Annotated in this window: 21 protein-coding genes; 7 read left to right on the top strand and 14 right to left on the bottom strand. The window is 62.5% G+C overall.

What is annotated here, in order from left to right; genetic code table 11:
* Positions 1–23 precede the first annotated feature (23 nt).
* The 3 genes from ACFCW2_RS06200 to ACFCW2_RS06190 all read left to right on the top strand — a co-directional run bounded on the left by ACFCW2_RS06200 (position 24) and on the right by ACFCW2_RS06190 (position 2,503).
* Positions 24–473: a DUF2793 domain-containing protein gene (locus tag ACFCW2_RS06200; RefSeq protein WP_379548758.1), complete on the top strand. Its 450-nt coding sequence runs from the start codon at positions 24–26 to the stop codon at positions 471–473.
* Between the two features lie 222 nt (positions 474–695).
* The gene (locus ACFCW2_RS06195) at positions 696–1,823 is read left to right on the top strand and encodes an OmpA family protein (RefSeq protein ID WP_379548757.1); all 1,128 of its coding nucleotides are present in this window, start codon (positions 696–698) and stop codon (positions 1,821–1,823) included.
* Positions 1,824–1,915: 92 nt separating this feature from the next.
* Entirely contained in the window at positions 1,916–2,503 is a 588-nt protein-coding gene (locus ACFCW2_RS06190) for a superoxide dismutase family protein (protein ID WP_379548756.1), read from the top strand.
* A 6-nt stretch (positions 2,504–2,509) separates the two neighbouring features.
* Here ACFCW2_RS06190 and ACFCW2_RS06185 read toward each other — a convergent pair whose 3' ends face one another.
* From ACFCW2_RS06185 to ACFCW2_RS06160, 6 genes are all read right to left on the bottom strand, one after another.
* Positions 2,510–4,096 (bottom strand): spinster family MFS transporter, encoded by a 1,587-nt coding sequence (locus ACFCW2_RS06185; protein WP_379548755.1) that lies wholly within the window; start codon positions 4,094–4,096, stop codon positions 2,510–2,512.
* A gap of 1 nt (position 4,097) precedes the next feature.
* Entirely contained in the window at positions 4,098–4,832 is a 735-nt protein-coding gene (gene queC, locus ACFCW2_RS06180; RefSeq protein ID WP_379548754.1) for a 7-cyano-7-deazaguanine synthase QueC, read from the bottom strand.
* Between the two features lie 59 nt (positions 4,833–4,891).
* Complete coding sequence (locus tag ACFCW2_RS06175; protein ID WP_379548753.1) at positions 4,892–5,785, bottom strand: Hsp33 family molecular chaperone HslO; 894 nt, start codon at positions 5,783–5,785, stop codon at positions 4,892–4,894.
* Between the two features lie 61 nt (positions 5,786–5,846).
* Entirely contained in the window at positions 5,847–6,788 is a 942-nt protein-coding gene (argF, locus tag ACFCW2_RS06170; protein ID WP_379548752.1) for an ornithine carbamoyltransferase, read from the bottom strand.
* On the bottom strand, positions 6,788–7,981 hold the full coding sequence (locus ACFCW2_RS06165; RefSeq protein WP_379548751.1) for an aspartate aminotransferase family protein: 1,194 nt from the start codon (positions 7,979–7,981) through the stop codon (positions 6,788–6,790). Before ACFCW2_RS06165 ends, argF begins: the two co-directional genes overlap by 1 nt.
* 128 nt (positions 7,982–8,109) lie before the next feature.
* On the bottom strand, positions 8,110–8,898 hold the full coding sequence (locus tag ACFCW2_RS06160) for a cold-shock protein (protein ID WP_379548750.1): 789 nt from the start codon (positions 8,896–8,898) through the stop codon (positions 8,110–8,112).
* 303 nt (positions 8,899–9,201) lie between these two features.
* Here ACFCW2_RS06160 and ACFCW2_RS06155 point away from each other — a divergent pair, with 303 nt between their 5' ends.
* The 4 genes from ACFCW2_RS06155 to ACFCW2_RS06140 are packed head-to-tail and all read left to right on the top strand — an operon-like array spanning position 9,202 to position 12,661.
* Positions 9,202–9,642 carry a TIGR01244 family sulfur transferase gene (locus tag ACFCW2_RS06155; RefSeq protein ID WP_379548749.1) on the top strand — a complete coding sequence of 147 codons (441 nt, stop codon included), beginning with the start codon at positions 9,202–9,204 and terminating at the stop codon, positions 9,640–9,642.
* Positions 9,643–9,675: 33 nt separating this feature from the next.
* Positions 9,676–10,110 (top strand): hypothetical protein, encoded by a 435-nt coding sequence (locus tag ACFCW2_RS06150; RefSeq protein WP_379548748.1) that lies wholly within the window; start codon positions 9,676–9,678, stop codon positions 10,108–10,110.
* Complete coding sequence (locus ACFCW2_RS06145; protein ID WP_379548747.1) at positions 10,103–11,053, top strand: sterol desaturase family protein; 951 nt, start codon at positions 10,103–10,105, stop codon at positions 11,051–11,053. The genes ACFCW2_RS06150 and ACFCW2_RS06145 overlap by 8 nt, the downstream gene beginning before the upstream one ends.
* Before the next feature lie 24 nt (positions 11,054–11,077).
* Positions 11,078–12,661, top strand: coding sequence for a GMC family oxidoreductase (locus ACFCW2_RS06140; protein ID WP_379548746.1), 1,584 nt, complete (start codon positions 11,078–11,080; stop codon positions 12,659–12,661).
* Positions 12,662–13,123: 462 nt separating this feature from the next.
* Here ACFCW2_RS06140 and ACFCW2_RS06135 read toward each other — a convergent pair whose 3' ends face one another.
* The 8 genes from ACFCW2_RS06135 to pheS form a co-directional block, all read right to left on the bottom strand.
* The gene (locus ACFCW2_RS06135) at positions 13,124–14,473 is read right to left on the bottom strand and encodes an ammonium transporter (protein WP_379548745.1); all 1,350 of its coding nucleotides are present in this window, start codon (positions 14,471–14,473) and stop codon (positions 13,124–13,126) included.
* A 32-nt stretch (positions 14,474–14,505) separates the two neighbouring features.
* Positions 14,506–14,844: a P-II family nitrogen regulator gene (locus tag ACFCW2_RS06130; RefSeq protein ID WP_379548744.1), complete on the bottom strand. Its 339-nt coding sequence runs from the start codon at positions 14,842–14,844 to the stop codon at positions 14,506–14,508.
* A gap of 150 nt (positions 14,845–14,994) precedes the next feature.
* Positions 14,995–15,696 carry an endonuclease/exonuclease/phosphatase family protein gene (locus ACFCW2_RS06125; protein WP_379548743.1) on the bottom strand — a complete coding sequence of 234 codons (702 nt, stop codon included), beginning with the start codon at positions 15,694–15,696 and terminating at the stop codon, positions 14,995–14,997.
* Between the two features lie 12 nt (positions 15,697–15,708).
* Positions 15,709–16,299, bottom strand: a complete 591-nt coding sequence (locus tag ACFCW2_RS06120; protein ID WP_379548742.1) for a pyridoxamine 5'-phosphate oxidase family protein — start codon at positions 16,297–16,299, stop codon at positions 15,709–15,711.
* 43 nt (positions 16,300–16,342) lie between these two features.
* Positions 16,343–16,705: a GFA family protein gene (locus ACFCW2_RS06115; protein WP_379548741.1), complete on the bottom strand. Its 363-nt coding sequence runs from the start codon at positions 16,703–16,705 to the stop codon at positions 16,343–16,345.
* Between the two features lie 5 nt (positions 16,706–16,710).
* Positions 16,711–18,270 carry a peptide chain release factor 3 gene (locus ACFCW2_RS06110; protein ID WP_379548740.1) on the bottom strand — a complete coding sequence of 520 codons (1,560 nt, stop codon included), beginning with the start codon at positions 18,268–18,270 and terminating at the stop codon, positions 16,711–16,713.
* 90 nt (positions 18,271–18,360) lie between these two features.
* Positions 18,361–20,778 (bottom strand): phenylalanine--tRNA ligase subunit beta, encoded by a 2,418-nt coding sequence (gene pheT / locus ACFCW2_RS06105; RefSeq protein WP_379548739.1) that lies wholly within the window; start codon positions 20,776–20,778, stop codon positions 18,361–18,363.
* Positions 20,775–21,911 carry a phenylalanine--tRNA ligase subunit alpha gene (gene pheS / locus ACFCW2_RS06100; RefSeq protein ID WP_379548738.1) on the bottom strand — a complete coding sequence of 379 codons (1,137 nt, stop codon included), beginning with the start codon at positions 21,909–21,911 and terminating at the stop codon, positions 20,775–20,777. The genes pheT and pheS overlap by 4 nt, the downstream gene beginning before the upstream one ends.
* Between the last annotated feature and the right edge of the window lie 15 nt (positions 21,912–21,926).

Below are 21,926 nucleotides of genomic sequence, written 5' to 3'. Positions count from 1 at the left end.
CCCCCACGACAAAGGACCACAAGATGACCCAGTCCATAACCTATACTTCGCGCACCGCCCGGTTCGATTTGCCCCTGCTGTTCGCCGGACAGGCCCAGAAGGAGTTCACCGTCAACGACGCGCTGACCCGGATTTCCGCGCTTCTGCATATGACAGTGGGGGGCGAATCGGACACGCCGCCTTCCACCGCGGAGGAAGGCGAATGCTGGCTTGTGGCTCCATCGGCAACCGGCAGCTGGGAAGGCCATGACGGGTCGGTCGCGTGCCGGATTGATGATGCTTGGGCGTTTGTGGAGCCGGTCATCGGCCAGCGCTGCTATGAAATATCGACCGGAGCGACATTGTTCTACGACGGTATCTGGCAGCGCCCGCAAGGCCCGGCTGCAATCGATGGCGGCACGACGCAGGACACTGAAGCACGGGCGGCCATTGCCGATCTCGTGGCCGCATTGGAGCAATCGGGAATCATCTGAATCGACTTGTTTTCGCAGAAATCGAAAATCGCTGGAACTTCGCTGGTGATGCGCCGTTAGCACCCCACAGGACGGAGAATTCAGGCATTTTGTGGCGCAAGACAGCCAATCGCGGCATTCTTGCAACACTATCACATGGATGTTTGCTTGCTTCGCCTTTGTTCAAAAGTTAGATGAGGGGCCTCTTGGTGGCTCCATTTCGCTTTAAAAGGGGAATTTGTAATGCGGAAACTCGTCATTGGAATGGCGATGGCATCGACGGCACTCACTGTGCCGGCCCATGCCCGCGAAGATGCGTGGTACGTCGAATTCGACGGCGGCGTGACTGTTATGCAGGACATCGATCTGGACATTAATGGCCAGGCCGACGATCTGACACTCGGTCACGACGAAGGTTTCGATTTCGGCGGTATCGTCGGTTACGACTTCGGCGGCGTTCGCCTCGAAGCCGAAGCCAGCTATCGTGAAGCTGACATCGAAGGTGTCACTGTCGGCAACCGTGGTTTTCCCGGTGGCGGCACGAATGGTACCGGTTTCGTTTCGAACGGTATCTATCCTGCCAACGGCAGCACGAGCTCGCTGAGCTTCATGATCAACGCTCTCGCAGACTTCGGTCCCGATGACGGCCTTCAGGCATTCATCGGTGGTGGTCTGGGCGTAGCTCGCACCGACATCGGCGCGACGATCAACACGAACGTTCCTGACGGCTTCGACGATTCGGACACCGGCTTCGCTTACCAGCTGCTCGCTGGTGTGCGCGCTCCGCTGACCGACACGATCGACGTTGGCCTGAAGTATCGCATGTTCACCGCACAGGGCGTGTCCGTACTGGACCGTGCCGGCCGGACGAACAGCGCGCAGTCGCGTTCGCACTCCCTGCTGGGTACGCTGGCGTTCAACTTCGGTGCGGCTCCGCCGCCTCCGCCTCCGCCTCCGCCGCCCCCACCGCCGCCTCCGCCGCCCCCGCCGCCTCCGCCACCGCCTCCGCCGGTCGCTGAGTGCAACACGGGTCCGTACATCGTGTTCTTCAACTGGGATCAGTCGGATATCACGCCGGAAGCAGCAACGATCCTGAACAACGCGGTTTCGGCATACGCCAATTGCGGCACGGCTTCGGTCATGCTGGCAGGCCACACCGACCGTTCGGGCAGCGTGCAGTACAACATCGGCCTGGCCGAGCGTCGTAACTCCTCGGTTACCGATTACCTGACGGGTCGCGGTATTCCGGGCATGCGGATCAGCAGCGAAGCCTTCGGCGAATCGCAGCCCCGCGTTCCGACCGCCGACGGTGTTCGCGAACTGCAGAACCGCCGCGTGGAAATCACTTACGGTCCGGGTTCGGGCATGTAAGTTTCGCAGCAGCGAAGAAAATGAAGAGGGGCCGGAGCAATCCGGCCCCTTTTTCGTTGTGTGGGCATAGTCTCCAGCGAAGGAATGCCCGCATGACCATCCATACGACCAAACCTAACAGCCTGCGCACACCCGCGTCCGCCACCGCATCCGCTATTGCCAAGGCTTCGGTTGTAGCCACGATGGCCCTTGCGCTCACCGCTTGTCAGTCGATTGACCAGATCCCGACAGAGCGCATCGCCTCGGCCCGGCTGACATTGGCCAATGGCGTTCCTGCGGGAACCGCGCAGCTCCTCGCCAATGGCAATACGCTCACCCTCGCAATTGCCGCCACGGGGATCACACCGGGCGAGCATGGCTTTCACCTGCACACTGTGGGCGAGTGCAAGCGTCCGGACTTCACCTCGGCTGGAGGCCATTTGAACCCGACCAATGAAGGGCACGGGCTGGACGATGACGACGGCAGCCATCTGGGCGACCTGCCCAATCTCTCGGTGCCCTCGTCCGGCACAGTCACCACGACGGTCGATTTGCGCGGCAGCCGCGCCGAAATCGAAGGCTACATCTTCGATGCCGACGGAACAGCCGTGATGATCCACGCCGACCCCGATGACGGGACCAGCGAGCCTTCAGGCAATGCTGGCGACCGCATCGCCTGCGGCGTCCTCACAAAGAGCTAGTCTATCCTAGACATCCTCGCCGGCGGCACGGGCGCGCTCGATCAGAGTGCGCTCCGCCTCCGGCACCGTGCGATACGCCACCAACAGGAGCACCAACCCGATCGGCACCGCGATCAGTAGGCTAAGCCCCCCGGTCGAGAGGCTCTCGCTGAGCGTCGAAACCTGTCCGGCCATATACGGGCCAAGCGCCAGGCCCACCAAGGTTGTCGAAAGGAAGAATGTCGCCGTCGCCGTGCCGCGCATCCGCGGCAGGACGAGATCCTGCGAAGTCGCCGCAGCCCCGCCCAATGCCGAGCTGCCGAAGACGGACTGGAAGAAGGCGGCGACGTAAAAGACCAGCGTCGATTCGGTCGTGAACATCAGGAACAGGAACGGTGCCGCCCCCACGAGACCGAAAGCGACCACCAGAAGTCGTCCAGCCGGATTTCTCTTGCGCAGGTAGTCGGCAGCCGCACCGCCGAGGATCACACCCAGAAAGCCGCCCAGAGCACCCGGGCCGCCAATCCAGAAGCCCGCCGTAGACGGCGCTTCGCCGAGGATCCGGATGGCGTAAGGGGCCGCCCAGAACGAGGCGGCGTAGGACATGAAGGCGACCATCCCGTAACCCAGAATTGTCGTCAGGAAGGCCGGTGTTCCCCAGATCAGCTTGAACGCAGCTTCATCACGGCGCTTCAAGGTCGAGGCCCAAGAGAAGATCGCATAATAGCCGATGCCCACGGCAATCCATTGCTGGTAGCTGCCCGTCGCGACAGCCAATGCGTAGGCGGCTCCCCCGATCACGAGCATGCCCGCCAGGTTGGTGGCAATGCCTTTCGGCCCCGCTTGCGCCGCTCCAATCAATGTGAAGGGCGGGATGACCGCGACAAGTTCGCGCGCAAAGCCGCGGAACGGATCCTTGGCTGGCGGCGTGATGATGCCGTCGCTCTGGCCGCGCAATGGCTCGCGCAGGGTAAAGACGAGGCAGGCGAGCAGAATACCGGGCAAGCCGACTGCGATGAACGCCGCTTGCCACCCCGCCAGTCCCAGCGGGGCGTCGACCGGATAGGCCTCGTTCCAATTCTCGACGATGGCCCCGCCGATCAGCAGCGAGATACCGCCGCCAATATACAGGCCGGACGAATAGATCGCGAGCGCGGTTGCGCGCATCTTCTTCGGAAACCAGTCGGAAATCAGCGAGTAGGCGCTCGGGCTGGCGGTCGCCTCACCGACGCCCACGCCAATCCTCGCGACGCTAAGCGCAGTGAAGCTCTTGGCAAACCCCGACAGGGCGGTGAAGGCGGACCAGATAAACAGACCCGCCGTCATCAGCCGGATGCGGTGCCAATTGTCTGCCAGCTTGCCCAGGGGAATACCGAACAGCGCGTAAAACACGCCGAAAGCGGTTCCATAGAGGAACCCGATCTGGTCGTCGCGCAGACCCAGATCGGCTTTGATATCCTCAGCCAGAATCGAGATGATGTTCCGGTCGACGAAGTTGAGAACGTAGACGATCACCAGAACGCCAAGAGCATACCAGCTATAGGCCGGGACCTTGGCATCGGCCTCCGGTGCCGTGACGTCAGGCTGCTCGGCCTGGTTGGTTTCCGCCGTCAAATCACGTCTCCCGATGGATGGCCCCGATTGCCGAGTGCGCTGTTTGCCCGTTGTTGCCGTAAACCGTGCCGTCTACAAGTCCGGCTTCATCAAAACCCTTCTTGCGCAGGCGGCAGCTGTCGCATTCTCCGCAGGCCAGGCCGTCTGGTGTCGGGTCGTAGCACGACCAGCTCCACGCAGGGTCGAGACCCAAACGGTGCGCCTCGCGGGCGATATCCGCTTTGGTCATATGCTGCAGCGGGGCATGGATTGTGAAGGGCGCGCCCTCCACGCCGCTCTTGGTACCCAGCCGCGCCGTCTCGGCAAAACTGGCGATGAATTCGGGGCGGCAATCGGGATAACCGGAGTAATCGAGCGCATTCACTCCGATAAAAATGTCGTTAGCCCCGCTTGCTTCGGCAAAGGCGGTGGTCAGGGCGAGGAAAACCAGATTGCGCGCCGGGACATAGGTGACGGGAATGTCATCACCCACGCCGCCCTTGGGCACCTCGATATCGTCGGTCAGCGCCGATCCGCCGAAGCTGCGCAGATCGAGCGCGATTTCACTGTGTTTGGCGAGGCCAAGCTGCTTGGCAATCGCCCGCGCGGATTGCAATTCGCGCACATGACGCTGGCCGTAATCGATCGTCAGCGCGAAAACATTAAAGCCCTGCTTGCTCGCCAGCGCAGCGCTCACCATGGAATCCAGTCCACCCGAGAGGAGAACCACTGCGGCAGGAGAAGTCGTCGTGTTCATGCGGCCTCGGCTAGCCCAAGCGAGGTGAGCCCCCAAGCGCTAATTCGCCGCGTAGGGGCTCAGGCCTCCAGCGTGAACAGTTTCGAGCAAAACGCGCAATCGACAACGATCTTTCCGTTCTCGTCACGCATTTCGTCGCGCTCCGCTGCGGGGAAGCCGGAAATCACACTCTCATAATGCTCTACCGTGCAGCGACATCCGCGCGAAATCGGCTCGCCCGGCGTGACCCGAACTTCTTCTTCCTCGTGGAACAGACGCCAGACCAACGCCTCCATCGAAAGGTCGGGATCGAGCAATTCGGCATCTTTGACCGAGCCGCCCAATATGGCGACATGCTCCCAATGGGGATGATCGAGGCGCACATGCAGCCGCTCGCGGCCCTGCTCGCCTTGCGGCAAATGCTGGATCAGCAATCCGCCTGCCCGCACTCCGTCCACGCCTGCATTCACCGCCACCCGGATCAATGTCGGCACCTGCTGCGACTGCACGAAGTAAGCCTCACATGCGGCGGCCAGTGACGCGCCTTCGAGCGGAACGATGCCCTGATAGCGGCCCCGTTCGTCATTCATGTCGAAGGTAATCGCCAGATGCCCGCTTCCGAACAGAGCCTCCAGATCGGGAGTCGGCCCAAGGGAAGCCACGCGCTCCGCATCGAAATCAGCATAGCCGCGCAATTCGCCGCCGCGATAATCGCAGACCAGCAGACGCACCGCGCCATTTTGCGCCTGAGCCTGCAAAGTCAGCTGGCCCTCGCCCTTGTCGATCGTGCCGCCGATCAGCGCTGCCACCACCAGCGCTTCTCCCAGCAAATGGGTAATGGCCGGGGGGTAAGCGTGTGCGGACAAGATCACATCGACGACATCATCCAGCCGCACGCCGCGTCCACGCGCATCGCGGCCCGGAATAGAGAAGCCGAGGAGGCTGTCGGAAAAGGTTTCGGTGGTGGTCAGCATGGCGGCGATATGGGGACGATCCGGCCCGCTACCACCCCCAAGCTGCTGTTGCCCGTCCCCGCTACAGCTGGCCGAATGCCCAGCGCAGGATCGATTTCTGCGCATGAATGCGGTTTTCTGCTTCGTCGAAGACCACCGATTGCGGCCCCTCGATCACATCCTGCGTTACTTCGTCGCCCACATGGGCGGGCAGGCAGTGAAGGAACAGCGCATCGGGCTTCGCCTGCGCCATCAGCGCCGCATCAACGCGGAACGGCTGCATCGCATCCAGTTTGGCCGAGGCATGCTCTTGCCCCATCGAGACCCAAGTGTCGGTGACGATCACATCGGCGTCTTTGGCAGCCGCGACCGCATCGCGTGTCACATCCACGCGCGCACCTCCGGCCTCGGCCATACGGACAAATTCTGCCTCCGGCTCATAACCGGACGGGCAACCGACACGGACGTTAAACTTCATAAGGCCCGCCGCTTCGAGAATGGAATGCAGCACATTGTTGCCGTCGCCCAGCCAGGCGACTTCCAGCCCCGGCAGGGCTTTGCCGTGTTCGATCACTGTCAGCAGGTCAGCGACGATCTGGCAGGGATGGCTGCGATCGGTCAGGCCGTTGATAACCGGCACACTGGCATTGGCCGCCAGCTCCTCGATCTTCGCGTGATCGTCGGTGCGGATCATGATGGCATCGACCATTCGGCTGAGCACGCGCGCCGTATCGGCGATGCTCTCGCCCCTCCCGAGCTGCATGCTGCCCGCCTCCATGACGATGGCGCTGCCGCCCAGCTGACGCATGGCCATGTCGAAGCTGACGCGTGTGCGGGTCGAGCTTTTCTCGAAAATCATCGCCAGCACGCGGCCCGCCAGCCGAGCATCGGCATCGGCCGCGCCCTTGGGTAGATCGCGCCGCGCAGCCTTGCGGTCCTGCGCGTCATTGATCATCGCGGCAATCGCATCGGCGCCTGCATCGGACAGATCGAGAAAGTGCCGGGGCGAGCGTGTCTCAGACATCACGCAGCTTCCGGAATCGCATAGCTCGCCGCGCCTGCGGACAGCTTGTCAAAGAACTCCTCGATCTCTGCATCGCCGATTACCAGCGGCGGGAGCACCCGCAACGTCTGGTCGCCAGCAGCCACCATCAGCAATTGATGGTTATCGCGCAGGTGCACGAAGAACGGCCGGCTTTCGACCTTCATCTTGATACCCAGCATCAGGCCCTTACCGCGCACCAGCTCGAACAGGTCGGGATAATTGCCGATGAACTGCTCCAGCCGGGTGCGGATACGCTCGCCCTTCTCGGTCACTTCGGCAAGGAACTCCTCGTTCGCCACCGTGTCGAGCACGGCCTTGCCCGCCGCCATCGCCAGCGGGTTGCCGCCGTAGGTCGAGCCGTGGGTGCCAAAGCCCATGCCGCGCGCCGCCTTCTCGGTCGCGATGCAGGCACCCAGCGGGAACCCGCCACCGATCCCCTTTGCAGTGGCCAGAATATCGGGCTCGATCCCGTAATGTTCGTGAGCATAGAGCTTGCCCGTGCGTGCCACGCCGCATTGCACCTCGTCCAGCACCAGCATCAGATCATGTTCGTCGGCCAATGCGCGCAGGCCCGTCATGAATTCCTGCGATGCCGGGCGAATGCCGCCCTCACCCTGGATCGGCTCGACCAGAAAGCCCGCTGTCCGCTCGTTGATCAGTTCCTTCACCGCATCGAGATCATCGAACTCGGAATACATGAAGCCGCGCAGCAAGGGCCGGAAGCCCTTGTGCATCTTGGTCTGGTTGCTGGCGCTGATCGTGGCCATTGTCCGGCCGTGAAAAGCGTTCGCAAAGGTGATGAGTTCGGTGCGGTTCTCGTCGCCGCCTTCGTGCTGGTGATAGGCGCGCGCGGTCTTGATCGCGGTTTCGACCGCCTCGGCACCAGAATTGCAGAAGAATGCCGTGTCACCGAATGTGTTGTCGACCAGCTGCTGCGCCAGAGCCTCACCTTGCGGACTGCCATAGAGGTTTGACACGTGCATCAGCGTGGCCGCCTGTTCCTGAATGGCTCTGATCAGCCCTTCATGGCTGTGGCCGAGCAGGTTCACGGCGATACCGCTCGCAAAGTCGAGATAGCGGGTCCCGTCCTCGTCGATCAGGTGGCAATGCTCGCCGCGCACGGGGCGAACGCCGCAGCGCGGATAGACAGGCATGAGCGGAGTGATGGACATCGTCGAAATCCTCGGGACAGGTGGGTGGTTCGCGAAACACAAATGGCGACCCCTCAGGAGCCGCCATTTGGATTGGGTTTAGGCCGCGCCGCGCAAACGGTCAAACAGCCTTCGAAGGTGGTCCGGTATCAGCCTTGGGCAGGCACCAGATTCACCGCCGAATGCTTGCCTCGTCGGTCCACTTCGAGATCGAATTCGTAGCGTTCGCCTTCATTGATCTGCGACAGGCCAGAGCGCTCGACAGCACTGATATGCACGAACGCATCGGGCTGGCCGTCATCGCGGACTAGGAAGCCAAAGCCCTTCATGGAGTTGAAGAACTTGACCGTGCCGGTGGCTTTCTCGCCGGTCAGCTCGCGCCGGGGTGCACCGCCGCGATCCGCACCGCCTCCGCCGCCCTGCACTTCGACGACATCACCGACAATCTGCAGATCCTGTGCCGAAACCTTGCCGCCGCGATCGACGAGATTGTATTCAAGGCCCTGACCTTCGCCGAGGCCTTCGAGGCCGGCACGTTCGACAGCAGAAATGTGCACGAAGACGTCTTCGCCGCCCTCATCCTGCTGGATGAAGCCGAAGCCCTTTTGCGCGTTGAAGAACTTTACCGTTCCCTTGCCGGTTCCGACAACCTGGGCGGGCATACGGTTGAAACCGCCGCCACCGCCACCACCACCGCCGCCGCCACGCGGGCCGCCGCCGCCGCCGCCGCCGAAGCCGCCGCGATCACCGCCGCTATTGTAGCCGCCGCCACCGCCGCCATAGCCGCCCCGGTTGCCACCGCCGCCGCCATAGCCGCCGCGATCGCCGCCACGGTCATTACCGCCGAAACCGCTGCCTCCGCCGAACGGATCGAAGCTGTCTTCGCCGATATTGTCCCGCTTGTCGCGACCTTTGCGACGTCCTCTGTCGTAACCCATAACTCGTCTAGTACCTTAATCGTCCGTCCGCTCATCAATGAAGGCGCACCCGGGACGGTAACCAGTGCGCCAATTCGCAAAATCCCGCAGCCGGAGGTCCCGGATGGCCGAATCCCGCAGTTATGCACGATCTACGTAGCGCAAAAGCCATGTCTGCGCGAATGAATTAACGTGAGGCTCATCTATCGCGGAGAATTGTGTCGGATTTGCTTCAAGCTGGGCAATGATTTGCGATTGTAGCATGGGCGCTACGTGCTACTTCCAGCAGCATACTTTCGCTGCATTATCCCAAGGACTCACCCGATGGCCGATTTCAGAACTCTTTCGGATACGGTTCTCGCCAGCCCGCAAATCGTGCCGGAGCAGCTTGCTTTGGCAAAAAATCAGGGGGTCACGCTGGTGATCAACAACCGGCCCGACGGGGAGGAAGCCGGTCAGCCCGATGGTGCAGTGATAGAGGCTGCGGCGAAAGAAATCGGGCTGGATTACTGCGCTATTCCCGTCACCTCGGCGGGCTTCAGCCAGCCGCAAGTGGAGGCGATGGCGCAGGCGCTGGACAGTTCCGGGGGCAAGGTGCTGGCCTATTGCCGCTCGGGCACACGCTCCACCTTCCTCTGGTCGCTCGCTCAGGCAAGCTGCGGGGGCGATCCCGAATCGGTGACCAGAGCGGCCGCGCAGGCGGGCTATGACGTGTCACCCATCCGCCCGGCCATGGATATGTTCGCCGCCAGGAGCAGCGAGTAATCCGCGCGGCAAAACCGTTCGGAAGTCCAACCGATGACCGACCTGTTCTCTCCGGTGGTTCTGCAATTCGGCGGCTCTCTGCTGGCCATCCTTGTGCTTGCGTGGCTGACCGGAAAGCTGGGTCTGGGCGCGCGGCCCACGCTGGATAGCGACGAAGCCGTCCGGCTGGCGGCGGGGCAGGCGGAGGATGGCTACGAACCGGTTGCCATCGCGCGCGACCGGCACGGGATCGCCGCTCTGGCGCAGGACGCAAGGGGCGGGATCATGGTGCTGCGCCCGCATGGCGGGCATATCGCGGCGCGTATTCTGAGGGCCGGTGCGACCGCGCGGATCCTGCAGGATGGGGACGACATCATGCTGGACGTCGATTGCGGGGAGCGGCGCTTTGGCACGGTGGTGCTGGCAATCGAGGATGCGAACACTTGGGCCGACGCGATCAATCGCCTATCGGATGCAGACCATGCCTGACTTTTCTCCAACCGATTATGCTGTGCCGGGCTTCGTGGCGCTGGTCCTGATCGAGATGATCTGGGCCCGCATGCGCCGCCCTGACGCTTACGAGCCACGCGACACTCTGGTCAGCCTGAGTTTCGGCCTTGGCAGCACGGTCGCCGGGTTGCTGTTCGGCGGGTTCGCCGTTGCAGTGTTCATTGCGGCCTATGAGTACCGGCTGTTCGATGTCGGCTGGGCATGGTGGGCCTGGCCGCTGTGCTTCGTGCTCGACGATCTTAAGTATTACTGGGTCCACCGCGCCGGCCACCGCATCCGGTGGATGTGGGCAAGCCACGTGAACCACCATTCCAGCCAGCATTACAACCTCTCGACCGCCCTACGGCAGAGCTGGACCGGCGCATTCACCTTTGGCCTGTTGTTTGCTCTGCCGCTGGCCCTGCTCGGTTTCCACCCGGCGATGATCGCCATCTGCGGGGGCTTCAACCTGATCTACCAGTTCTGGATCCACACCGAGGCGATCGGCAAGATGCCGCGCTGGTTCGAAGCGGTGATGAACACGCCGAGCCATCACCGTGTCCACCATGCGACCAACCCGCGCTATCTGGACCGCAACTATGCCGGTGTTTTCATTGTGTGGGACCGGATGTTCGGCACGTTTCAGGAGGAGCTGCCCGATCAGGAGCGCATCCGCTATGGCATTGTGAAGCAGCTGGGCAGCTTCAATTTGCTGTGGGCCGTCTTCCATGAATGGATCGGGATGATAAGCGACATCTGGCGCGCGCCCATGCGGCACAAATTATCTTATCTCTTGCGCGAGCCGGGCTGGACCCACGACGGCAGCCGCGACACATCCGACACAATTCGCGCGCGCTGGGCCGCACGTCATCGAGCGGCCGGTGAGCCGCAAACCAATACCCCCGACCAAATGCCGATTGAAGCAAAGGTCCGCGCCCACTAACCCCTCCGGCCAAGGAGAGGTTGCATGAGCCAATATGATTACATCGTAATAGGCGGCGGGTCCGCCGGGTCTGCAGTGGCAGGACGGCTGGCCGTCGACGGCACACGCTCGGTCTGTCTGGTCGAGGCCGGCGGGCGCAACAACAACATGCTGGTCAAGACCCCGGGCATGATGCCGTTCCTGCTGAAAAACGCCAATTACCGCTACGACACGGTCCCGCAAAAGGGGCTGAATGGCCGCATCGGCTACCAACCGCGCGGCAAGGGGCTGGGCGGATCGAGCGCGATCAATGCGATGGTCTATATTCGCGGCAACCGATATGATTACGACAATTGGGCGGCGCTCGGTTGCGATGGCTGGTCTTACGATGATGTACTGCCGTGGTTCATAAAATCCGAAGCCAACGAGCGCGGCGGCGATGATTATCACGGCGCGGGCGGGCCGCTGTTCGTCTCGGACCAGCATTATCCCAACCCGGTCAGCAAGGCCTTTGTCGAGAGCGCGGCCAAGCTGCAATTGCCGCAGAACGACGACTTCAACGATGACAGCCAGGCCGGGTTCGGCATGTATCAGGTGACCCAGCGAGGCGGCGAGCGGTGGTCGGCTGCGCGCGCCTATGTCGAGCCGATTCGCGACCAGTCCAATATCGACATCCGCACTGGCACCATGACGCAAAAGCTGGTGATCGAGGGCGGGAAGGTCACCGGTGTAGTCGTGAAACGCGGACGACGCACCGAAACGCTGACGGCGCGCAAGGGCGTGATCCTCTCGGCTGGCGCGTTCAACAGCCCGCAAATCCTGATGCTCTCCGGCATTGGACCTGCCGAGCATCTGAAATCGCACGGAATTGCAGTCAAAGTCGACCGGCCCGCTGTGGGCAGCGATCTGCAGGACCACATCGATTATGTGTCCAGCTGGGAAACGGAGAGCCGCGAGCCCATCGGCGATAGCGTCGAAGGCACGATGCGCATGGCCAAGGCCATCATCGAACATCGCCGCAAGCGTACCGGCATCATGACCTCGCCCTATGCTGAAAGCGGCGGGTTCTGGAGCGTCATGCCGGATGCCCCCGCACCCGATGTACAGTGGCATTTTGTGCCTGCCATGCTGGAGGACCACGGGCGCGAAAAGGTGAAGGGGCATGGCTTCTCGCTCCACGCCTGTGTCCTGCGACCAGAGAGCCGAGGTACTGTGCGGCTGAATTCAGGCGACGCGAAGGATGCGCCCCGGATCGATCCCAACTTCCTCGACGATGACCGCGACATTGCTGTGCTGAGAGAAGGGGTGCGCCTGTCCCACCGGATCGTCGATGCGCCGCCGCTTTCCGGCTACGCGCCGAAAGACCGGCACGCAGTCGATTTGAACGACGAGAATGCCCTGGACGAACTGATCCGCAACCGCGCCGACACGGTCTATCACCCGGTCGGTACGTGCCGGATGGGATCGGACGAGGATTCAGTGGTCGACACGAAGTTGAAAGCGCGCGGCGTAGACGGCCTGTGGGTCGCCGATGCCTCGATCATGCCAAGGCTGGTAAGCGGCAACACCAACGCCCCCAGCATAATGATCGGCGAAAGATGCGCAGACTTCGTGATGGCGGCGGAGTAGGTGCGCTGACTCAGATGTAGGCGCTGCGTTTCGCGCGGGAATCTTTGTTTGAGACCCTGCGGGCGGGGTGAATTTTTTGGCCTCAAGCGCCGGCGGTCGCATTCGCTCCGTCAAGCTATCCTCGCTAACACGCCTTTCAGGCGCGTCGCTGCGGGCGGCCGGTCGGCCATTGTGGGGCCTCTCGGCCCCAGAACATTCCAAGCCATCAACCTTGCTGCGGAGCACGGCCTGCGACCAGCAGGCCGCAAGGCCACGCGGCCGCCCCGCAGGTGCTCAACCCGCAGGGTCGAAACAGCACCGAGGACGCGCCCACGGATGTAGGCGCACGAAACAAACACACCCAGACAAAAAAGAGCCGAGGTTCTTACACCCCGGCTCATTAAGTTGTCTGTTCGCAGGAGGAACAAAGATCGGTGGGCCGGGCGGGGGAGAGGGTCCGCCCGGCCCACCAATTAGGTGCGCTCAGGTGCCCCGAGCGAATTCGGGATAGGCTTCGACGCCGATCTCTGCCTGGTCGAGGCCGATCTGCTCTTCTTCAGCCGTCGGACGGACGCCGATGGTGTATTTCAGAGCAAGCCAGACGATGGCGGATGCTGCGCTGACCCATACGGCGGTCAGCAACACACCGACCAACTGGCCAACAAAAGTTGCATCGCCGGTCCAGGCAACGATCAGCGTGCCCCAGATACCAGCCACAAGGTGGACCGGGATCGCGCCGACGACATCGTCGATTTTCAGCTTGTCGAGCAGCGGAACGGTGAAGACCACGATGGCCCCGCCAATGCCGCCGATCAGGATCGACTGGCCTACGGAAGGCGCAAGCGGTTCTGCAGTGATCGATACGAGGCCGGCCAGTGCGCCGTTCAGCGCCATGGTCACGTCAGCCTTCTTATAGCGCAGCTGCGTCAGAACAATCGCGACCACCACACCGCCAGCAGCGGCCATATTGGTGTTTACGAAGATCTTGGACACATCCGAGGCATCGCCGACCGTACCCATCGCAAGCTGCGAGGCACCGTTGAAGCCGAACCAGCCAAGCCACAGGATAAACGTACCAAGCGTTGCGAGAGGAATGTTCGAACCCGGGAACACGTTGACCTTGCCATCCGCGCCGTATCGTCCGGCCCGCGAGCCGATGATGAGAGCACCGACGAGAGCTGCCCAGCCGCCAGTCGAATGCACCAGAGTGGAGCCTGCGAAGTCGCTGAAGCCCCAAACCGAGTCGAGGTAGCCACCGCCCCACTCCCAGCTCACCACCACAGGGTAGATGATGCCGGTCAGCACGGTCACGAAGATGAAGAACGGAACGATCTTGACCCGCTCCGCCACAGTGCCCGAGACGATCGAAGCAGTGGTGGCGCAGAAGACCATTTGGAAGAACCAGTCGGACGCTACCGAGTATCCAGTATCCAGATCGGCTTCACCGACGCCCTGCATTCCGTACGGGCCGCCTGCCATGCCGAATAGGCCGAGCGAATCGTCGCCAAAGCCCGGATAGGCGATGTTGTAGCCGATGACCCAGAACATCAGGCCCGCAATCGAATACAGGCCAATGTTCTTGAGACACTGGGTGGAAGTGTTCTTGGACCGGACGAGACCGGCTTCCAGCATGGCAAAGCCTGCGGCCATCCACATGACCAAAAAGCCGCCGATCAGGAAGAGAAGCGTGTTGAGGATGTAGGCAGTGCCGCCGCCCACAGCATCAGCAACAGCCTCCGCCGCTGCATCGGTCGCAGGAACAGCGGCGGAGACTGAAGTGGCCGTTACAACAGCCGCGAGGCCGGCAACGGTAACGAATGGCTTGAGGCGCATGGTGGTTACCCCCTTGGTATCGGATGCGTGGATCACAGCGCGGTCTCCCCGGTTTCACCGGTGCGGATGCGCGTGACGCTGCCCAGATCGAAGACGAAGATCTTGCCGTCGCCGATGCTCTCGGTCCCGGCGGTCTGCTGAATGGTCTCGACGGCTTGCGCAGCCAGATCGTCACCCACTGCGATTTCCAGCTTCACTTTCGGAAGCATATTGGTCGAATACTCGGCCCCGCGATAAATCTCGGTCTGACCCTTTTGCCGCCCGAAGCCCTTGACCTCGGAAACGGTCATGCCCGCCACGCCAATGCTGCCGAGTGCTTCGCGCACCTCGTCCAGCTTGAATGGCTTGATGACGGCGATGATGAATTTCATGGCGCACCCCTTTTGCCCAATGCGATATTTGCGGGAGGCAATCCCGCGCCTCGCAAATGGAGCAAGAGCTGTGCCAGTTAACGCTTTGGCAGGATTTCGGGGATTCTTGGGGCAGTGGGACCGCCAGATTGCCTACAAATTGCGCAATGCCTACTTTTTAGGCATCCCTAGTCTCGCGGTCACCGGCAAATGATCCGAGGCGACATGCGACAGCGCGCTCCGGTGCACGTGCTGGTCCATCACTTGCCACGATGGCGATATCGCCATCCGGTCGAGGCGGCCGATGGGCCGGCCGCTGGGAAAGGTCGGCCCCGGTGCGAGCATCCGCCAGCCTTTGTCGAAGGCCCGGATCGCGCCGCGAGAAATCTGCCACTGGTTGTAGTCCCCCATGACCACCTCGGGGCATTTCGGGCGGGCGGCGGCCAGGTGATCGATGACGGCATGCAACTGGTCGCGGCGGCGAAAGCCGGACAGATCGAGATGCATCCCGACAACGCGAAAATGCGCGCCCTTTGCGACCAGATCGGCGCACACGGCCCCGCGCGGCTCCAGCATGGGCAGAACCAGCGCTTGCGACCGCACGATCTCGATCCCTCTCCGCACCAGCAGGGCATTGCCGTGCCAGCCGATGCTGCGGGGCCTGCGCGCCACATCGACCACTTTCCAGTCGGTGTCCTGCAAAGCGGCACGCGGCAGCACACTGGCCCGCTCGCCGAAACGCAAATCCGCTTCCTGCAAGGCGATCACATCGGCGTCGATTTCGCGCAGCACGGCGATGATCCGCAGCGGGTCCCGTTTCCGGTCCACCCCGACGGCCTTGTGAATATTGTAGCTGGCGAACTTCAGTTGCACGGCGAAGGGGTATCAGTCCGGACGTGTGCCCGGTGCGCCTTCGATATAGCGGTCGGTGGGCCGGGTCGGCAGGCCATCGATGCTGGTGGTCCGCCCGGTGACTTTCTCCACCCATGCTTCCCCATCGAGCCGTGTATGCGCTTTCAGCAAAGTCTTGCGCTCCGCCTCCAGCGCCATAACAGGCACACCCCAGCCGCAACTGGTCTGCACGCTTTCGATGTCGATCACGAAAATCTGCCGCGTGCCGGGCAGCAGCGTGAAATGCTCGGCCAGCGCCTCCCACCCCTCATCCTGCGGCAAGACCGGACGCCCGCGCCCGTATATCCGCAGGATCAGGGCTGGCTGCTGGAAGTTGCAGACCATGATGGTGATCCGCCCCCCGGAGCCATTATCGTCCGCAGTCAGATGCGCATGCGTCTCGTTCCCCGATCCGCCCAGATCGAGATAGGCCACCTGTGTTGGCGAAAGGATGCGAAAAGCGTCGTAGCCCTTGGGGCTGAGATTGATCCGCGCATCCGCCGCCGCCGTTGCCACGAAGAACACGGATTGCTTGCCGATCATGGCAGCATGATCATCGGTCAGCGCATCGAAGAATTCAGCCATGGGCAAAGGCTAGGCGCGCTACCCCATCGCGACAAGCGTCAACTTAACTCATCCCGGCCCCATCCGTTGCGCGCACCGGAATGCCTTCGGGATCGAACCCGTCCAGGCAAAAGACATTTACGCCCACCCAATCGGGCGTCACGCGCTTGCGATGAAACGGATAGATGCCGCACGTACTGCAGAAAAAATGCCGCGCGGTGTGGGTGTTGAACCGGTATTCGGTCAGCGCTTCTTCGCCCGCCAGCAACTCGAATGCGCTTTCGTGGACCTTGACCATCAGCGCATTCTTGCGGCGGCAGATCGAGCAATCGCACGTGGTCAGTTCAGGGAAGTCGGTCTCGATCGCGAACCGGACGGTGCCGCAATGGCAGCTTCCGATATACCGATCGACTGCCCGCTGACCCATTTCGGTCACCGTTCCTTGGTCGCCGAGAATTTCAGCTTCGGATTTTTCTCTTCCTGATAGCCGACATCCCACGGGCTCTTGGCCATGAACACCAGATCGCCGTCGCGGTCCCGCGCGAGATTGGCGCGGTTGAAACGCTCGAACTCGTCCAGCGCCGCCTCGTCGCCCGAAACCCAGCGGGCCGTCGCGAAAGGCGCTGCTTCCAGCCCCGCCTCCACCTTGTATTCCGCCGACAGCCGCGACACGAGCACTTCGAGCTGCAGCTGGCCCACCACGCCGACAATATGCTGCGCGCCCAGCTCTGGATAAAACACCTGAATCACGCCCTCTTCGGACAGATCGTCCAGCGCCTTGCGCAGCTGCTTGGTCTTGGTAGGATCGCGCAATTGCACGCGCCGCAGAATTTCCGGCGCGAAGTTGGGCAGGCCGGTAAAGCGGATCGCGTCTTTTTCACTCAGCGTGTCGCCCACCCGCAGTGTGCCGTGGTTGGGAATGCCGATAATGTCGCCTGCCTGTGCGGTGTCGGCAATCTCCCGGTCTTGCGCGAAAAACAGGATCGGCGAATGAATGGCGATTGGCTTGCCCAGACCGCTGGGCGTCAGCTTCATCCCGCGTTTGAAGGTGCCCGACACCTGCCGCATGAACGCGATACGGTCGCGGTGATTGGGGTCCATATTCGCCTGCACCTTGAAGATGAAGCCGGTCACTTCGTCATGTGCAGGCTCGATCAGCTCCTCGCCAGCAGGCTGCGGGCGCGGCGGCGGGGCGTGCTCGGCAATGGCCTCGATCAGCTTAATGACCCCGAAGTTCTTCAGAGCGCTGCCGAAGTAGACCGGGGTCAGATCGCCATTGCGATAGGCCTCGGCGTCAAACTCGGGATAGCCGATCTGCGCCAGCTCAGCCTGCTCGGCAAACCGTTCGGGGATGGCAGGGTCCTCGTCGAACGTGCCGAGAAATTCCTTTGAGCCGCCTTCGGGCCGCGCCACGTGGCCGGTGGCGAAGTCCAGCACGCCTTCGAACTCGCCGCCCATTCCGATCGGCCATGTCTGCGGGCTGACATCCAGCGCCAGCATGTCCGCCACTTCGTCCAGCGTCTCGAATGGATCGCGCCCCTCGCGGTCAACCTTGTTGACGAAGGTGATGATCGGCACGTTGCGCAGCCGGCACACCTCGAACAGCTTGCGGGTCTGCGGCTCGATGCCTTTTGCAGCGTCGATCACCATAATTGCGGAATCGACTGCCGTCAGCGTTCGGTAAGTGTCTTCGGAGAAGTCTTCGTGGCCCGGCGTGTCGAGCAGGTTGAAGGTGACGGTCTCGCCATCAGGTCCCTCGCGCTCGAATGTCATTACGCTGGAAGTGACCGAAATCCCACGCTGCTGCTCGATCTTCATCCAGTCCGAGCGCGCCCGCCGCGCGGCCCCGCGCGCCTTGACTTCGCCCGCCAAATGGATCGCGCCGCCGGTCAGCAGCAGCTTCTCGGTCAGCGTGGTCTTACCCGCATCGGGGTGCGAGATGATGGCAAAGGTGCGCCTGCTGTTTTCGGGCGAATTGGTGGTCGATGTCATTGCAAATTACCGTTCGTGCTGAGCCTGTCGAAGCACCCGTGCCGACCTGCCTGCCCTTCGACAAGCTCAGGGCGAACGGGGGTTACGGGATCATCCCCGCAGCTCTGCTCCCTGCTTGGCGGCGGCGGCCACGACCTTGTCGGAAATCGCCTTCAGCTCGTCGTCGGTGAAACTCTTCTCGCCCGGCTGCATGGTGACCTCCAGCGCAATGGACTTCTTGCCCTCAGGCACGCCCTGCCCTTCGAACAGATCGAAGATGCGTGCATCAATGATGGCTTTTTTGTCCGCGCCCCTCACCGCCCGCAGCAATTCCCCAGCCGGCAATCCAAACGGCACGAGGAACGCAAAGTCGCGGGTGACGGCCTGCAACGCGGGCGGCGCATAGGGTGCGCGAGCGAATCCTCCGTTGCCTTTCTTCGCGGGGATCGCATCGAGCAATATCTCGACTGCAACGACCGGCCCGTCGACATCAAATGCCTTGAGCGTAGCAGGATGCAGCGCGCCAAAGCGGGCCAGGACATTCTTCGGGCCGAGGCGCAGAGTGGCGGATTGGCCCGGATGGAACTGTTCGCCGGCATCGCCCATCACCATCAAATTGCCGACCGGCGCACCCGCCGCTTCGAGCAGTTCCAAAGCGGCGGACTTCGCATCGAAGGCATCAAAATGCGCCGCTTTTCCGGTGGCCCAGCCGCGCGGTGTTTTCTCTCCTGCGAGAATCACTCCGAGCGTCGGCTTCTCGTCGCTCGCGCCGCCTTCCCCGCGGAAATAGCGCCGCCCGATTTCGAACAGGCGCGCGGTACTTGCCCCGCGATCGGCATTGCGTTTGGCGGCTAAGAGCAAACCCGGCAGCATGGAAGGGCGCATTGCCTTCATGTCTTCGCTTATCGGATTGTCGAGCACCCACAGGGGCGCACCATCAGAAAAATGCTCAGCATCGGGCAGAGGCAGGAATGACCAGGTGACGGCTTCGTTCAGCCCGCTGGCAGCAGCAGCGCGGCGCAGCTTGCGTTCCAGCGCTTGCTGGGGCGTTGCAGTAGGCCGCGCCACACCCTCGGCGCGTGGCAGGGCGACGCTGGCCACTTTGTCGAGCCCGTGAATCCGGACAACCTCTTCGACAAGGTCCGCTGTGCCTTCAATATCATGGCGGCGCAGCGGGACAGTGACCTGCCAGCGGGTCGCGCCGTCTCCGATTTGCTTGTGGCCAATATCGAAATCGAGCGCCTGCAGAATGCGCAGCTGCTCGTCTTCGGCGATATCGACACCGCCCAGCCTCCGAACGAGGTCAGGTTCGAAGTGGAGCGTCATCGCCTCGCTTGGCGGTGAGCCTGCACGGACCACCTCGCTGGCCTCGCCGCCGCATATGCGCTGGATGAGCGAGGTCATGATCGCCAGACCATCATCGAGGAACGCCGGGTCCACCCCGCGCTCGAACCGCGTGCGCGCATCGGAGGCCAGCCCCAGCTTGCGCCCGGTCACGCCGATGGATGCCGGATCGAAATAGGCAATCTCAAGCAGAACATCGGTGGTCGTTTCGGTAACACCCGAATGCTGGCCGCCCATGATCCCGGCGATGTCATGCACGCCTGCATCGTCGGCAATGACCGTCATGCTATCATCCAGCGTATAGATCTTCTCGTTGAGCGCCTCGACCTGCTCGCCATTCTTCGCGCGGCGGGCGACGACCGCGCCGCTTAGCTTGGCCAGATCATAGGCATGCGCTGGCCGCCCGAAGGCGAGCATCAGGTAATTGGTGATATCGACAATCGCCGAGATAGGCCGCTGACCCGCCGCAATCAGGCGGCGCTGCATCCATTCCGGCGCGGGGACGCTGTTGTCGACCCCGCGAATGACACGGCCGTAGAAAGCAGGGCAACCCTCTGCATCATCGGTGCGAATTTCAATCGGGCACGGGAAGTCGCCAGCAATTTCGCTCGGCTCGACCGGCGTGAACGTCCCGAGGCCAGCCGCCGCCAGATCGCGGGCGATTCCCTGCACGCCCATGCAATCGGGACGGTCGGGCGTGATCGCCACATCGAAGACCGGGCTGGTATCGTGATACTCGGCGAAGCTCTGGCCAACCGGCGCATCGGCGGGCAGCTCGATGATCCCGTCATGCTCCTCGCCCAGCTCCAGCTCGCGCACGCTGCACATCATGCCATTGCTCTCGACGCCGCGAATGGCGCTCTTACGAAGTTCCATGCCATTGGCCGGAACCACCGCACCAGGCAGGCCGAGCACGCCCTTCATGCCCGCACGGGCATTGGGCGCACCGCAAACGACCTGCAACGGATTGCCATCGCCGGTATCAACGCTGAGGACTTGCAGCTTGTCGGCATCGGGATGCTTCGCAGCCGTCAGCACTTCGGCCACGCGGAAACCGTCCAGACGTTCCGCAGGACCGTCAATCCCTTCGACCTCGTGGCCAATTTGGTTGAGCGCAGCGGCGACGTCTTCGACCGAGGCATCGGTTTCGAGGAAGTATTTCAGCCATTCGAGAGAGAACTTCATGCCCGCGCTCCCACACCGGAGGAGAGTGTCGGCTGATCGAACGCGCTGAACCCGTAATGATCGAGCCAGCGCCCATCGCCGTCGAAAAATGCGCGCAAATCGTCCATCCCGTATTTCAGCATGGCCAGCCGGTCGACGCCCACGCCGAAGGCGAAGCCCTGCCATTCGCTGGGGTCGAGCCCGGCAAATTCCAGCACACGGGCATTGACCATCCCGCTGCCGAGCAATTCCATCCAGCCATGGCCCGGCGCATCGCCGTCTCCGCCAAGCACTCGCCTGCCTTTTTCGTCCTTCCACCCGACGTCGACTTCGACGCTCGGCTCGGTGAAGGGAAAGTAGGACGGGCGCAGGCGCAGGACGATATCCTCGCGCTCGAAGAACGCCTTGAGGAAGGTTTCCAGCGTCCATTTCAGGTGGCCGAGATGGATATCGCGGTCGATCACCAGCCCCTCCACCTGATGGAACATCGGCGTATGGGTCGCGTCGCTGTCGCTGCGATAGACGCGGCCCGGCGCGATAATCCGAATGGGCGCGCCCTGCTTCACCATACTGCGGATCTGAACCGGCGAGGTGTGTGTCCGTAGCAGCATGCGCCTTTTTTCGCCTACCGCTTCGCTACTTGAGGCGGGGACCGTCATGGCATCGTGATCCGGGAAATAGAACGTATCGTGCATCGCCCGCGCAGGGTGGGTTTCCGCCATATTGAGGGCGGTGAAATTGTGCCAGTCGTCTTCGATCTCCGGCCCCGTCGCCACCGCGAAACCTAGGTCGGCGAAAATTTCGGCCAGCTCATCCATCACCTGGCTCACCGGGTGCACGCTCCCCTTGGGCGCAGCAGGTGCGGGCAGCGTCAGGTCGAGCGTTTCACTGGCGAGGCGCGCGTTCAGTTCTGCCGTTTCCAGCTCCGCCTTACGCGCCGCAATCGCATCGGCAATCGCAGCCCGGACGCCCTGAATTTTCGGCCCTTCGGTCTGGCGTTCGTCAGGCGTCATCCCGCCCAGCGTTTTGAGCAGCGCGCTGACCCAGCCCTTCTTGCCCAGCGCCTCCACGCGCAGCGCTTCCAGAGCGTCTATCGTCTCGGCCTTGGCAATTGCGAGAAGGGTCTCGTCGCGGCGGGAATCTGGTTCAGTCATAGCGGATGCCCGCTA

Source organism: Qipengyuania algicola, from assembly GCF_042492175.1.
In the GTDB taxonomy this organism is placed as follows: domain Bacteria; phylum Pseudomonadota; class Alphaproteobacteria; order Sphingomonadales; family Sphingomonadaceae; genus CAJXSN01.
This window is presented reverse-complemented; position numbering and strand designations above follow the sequence as displayed.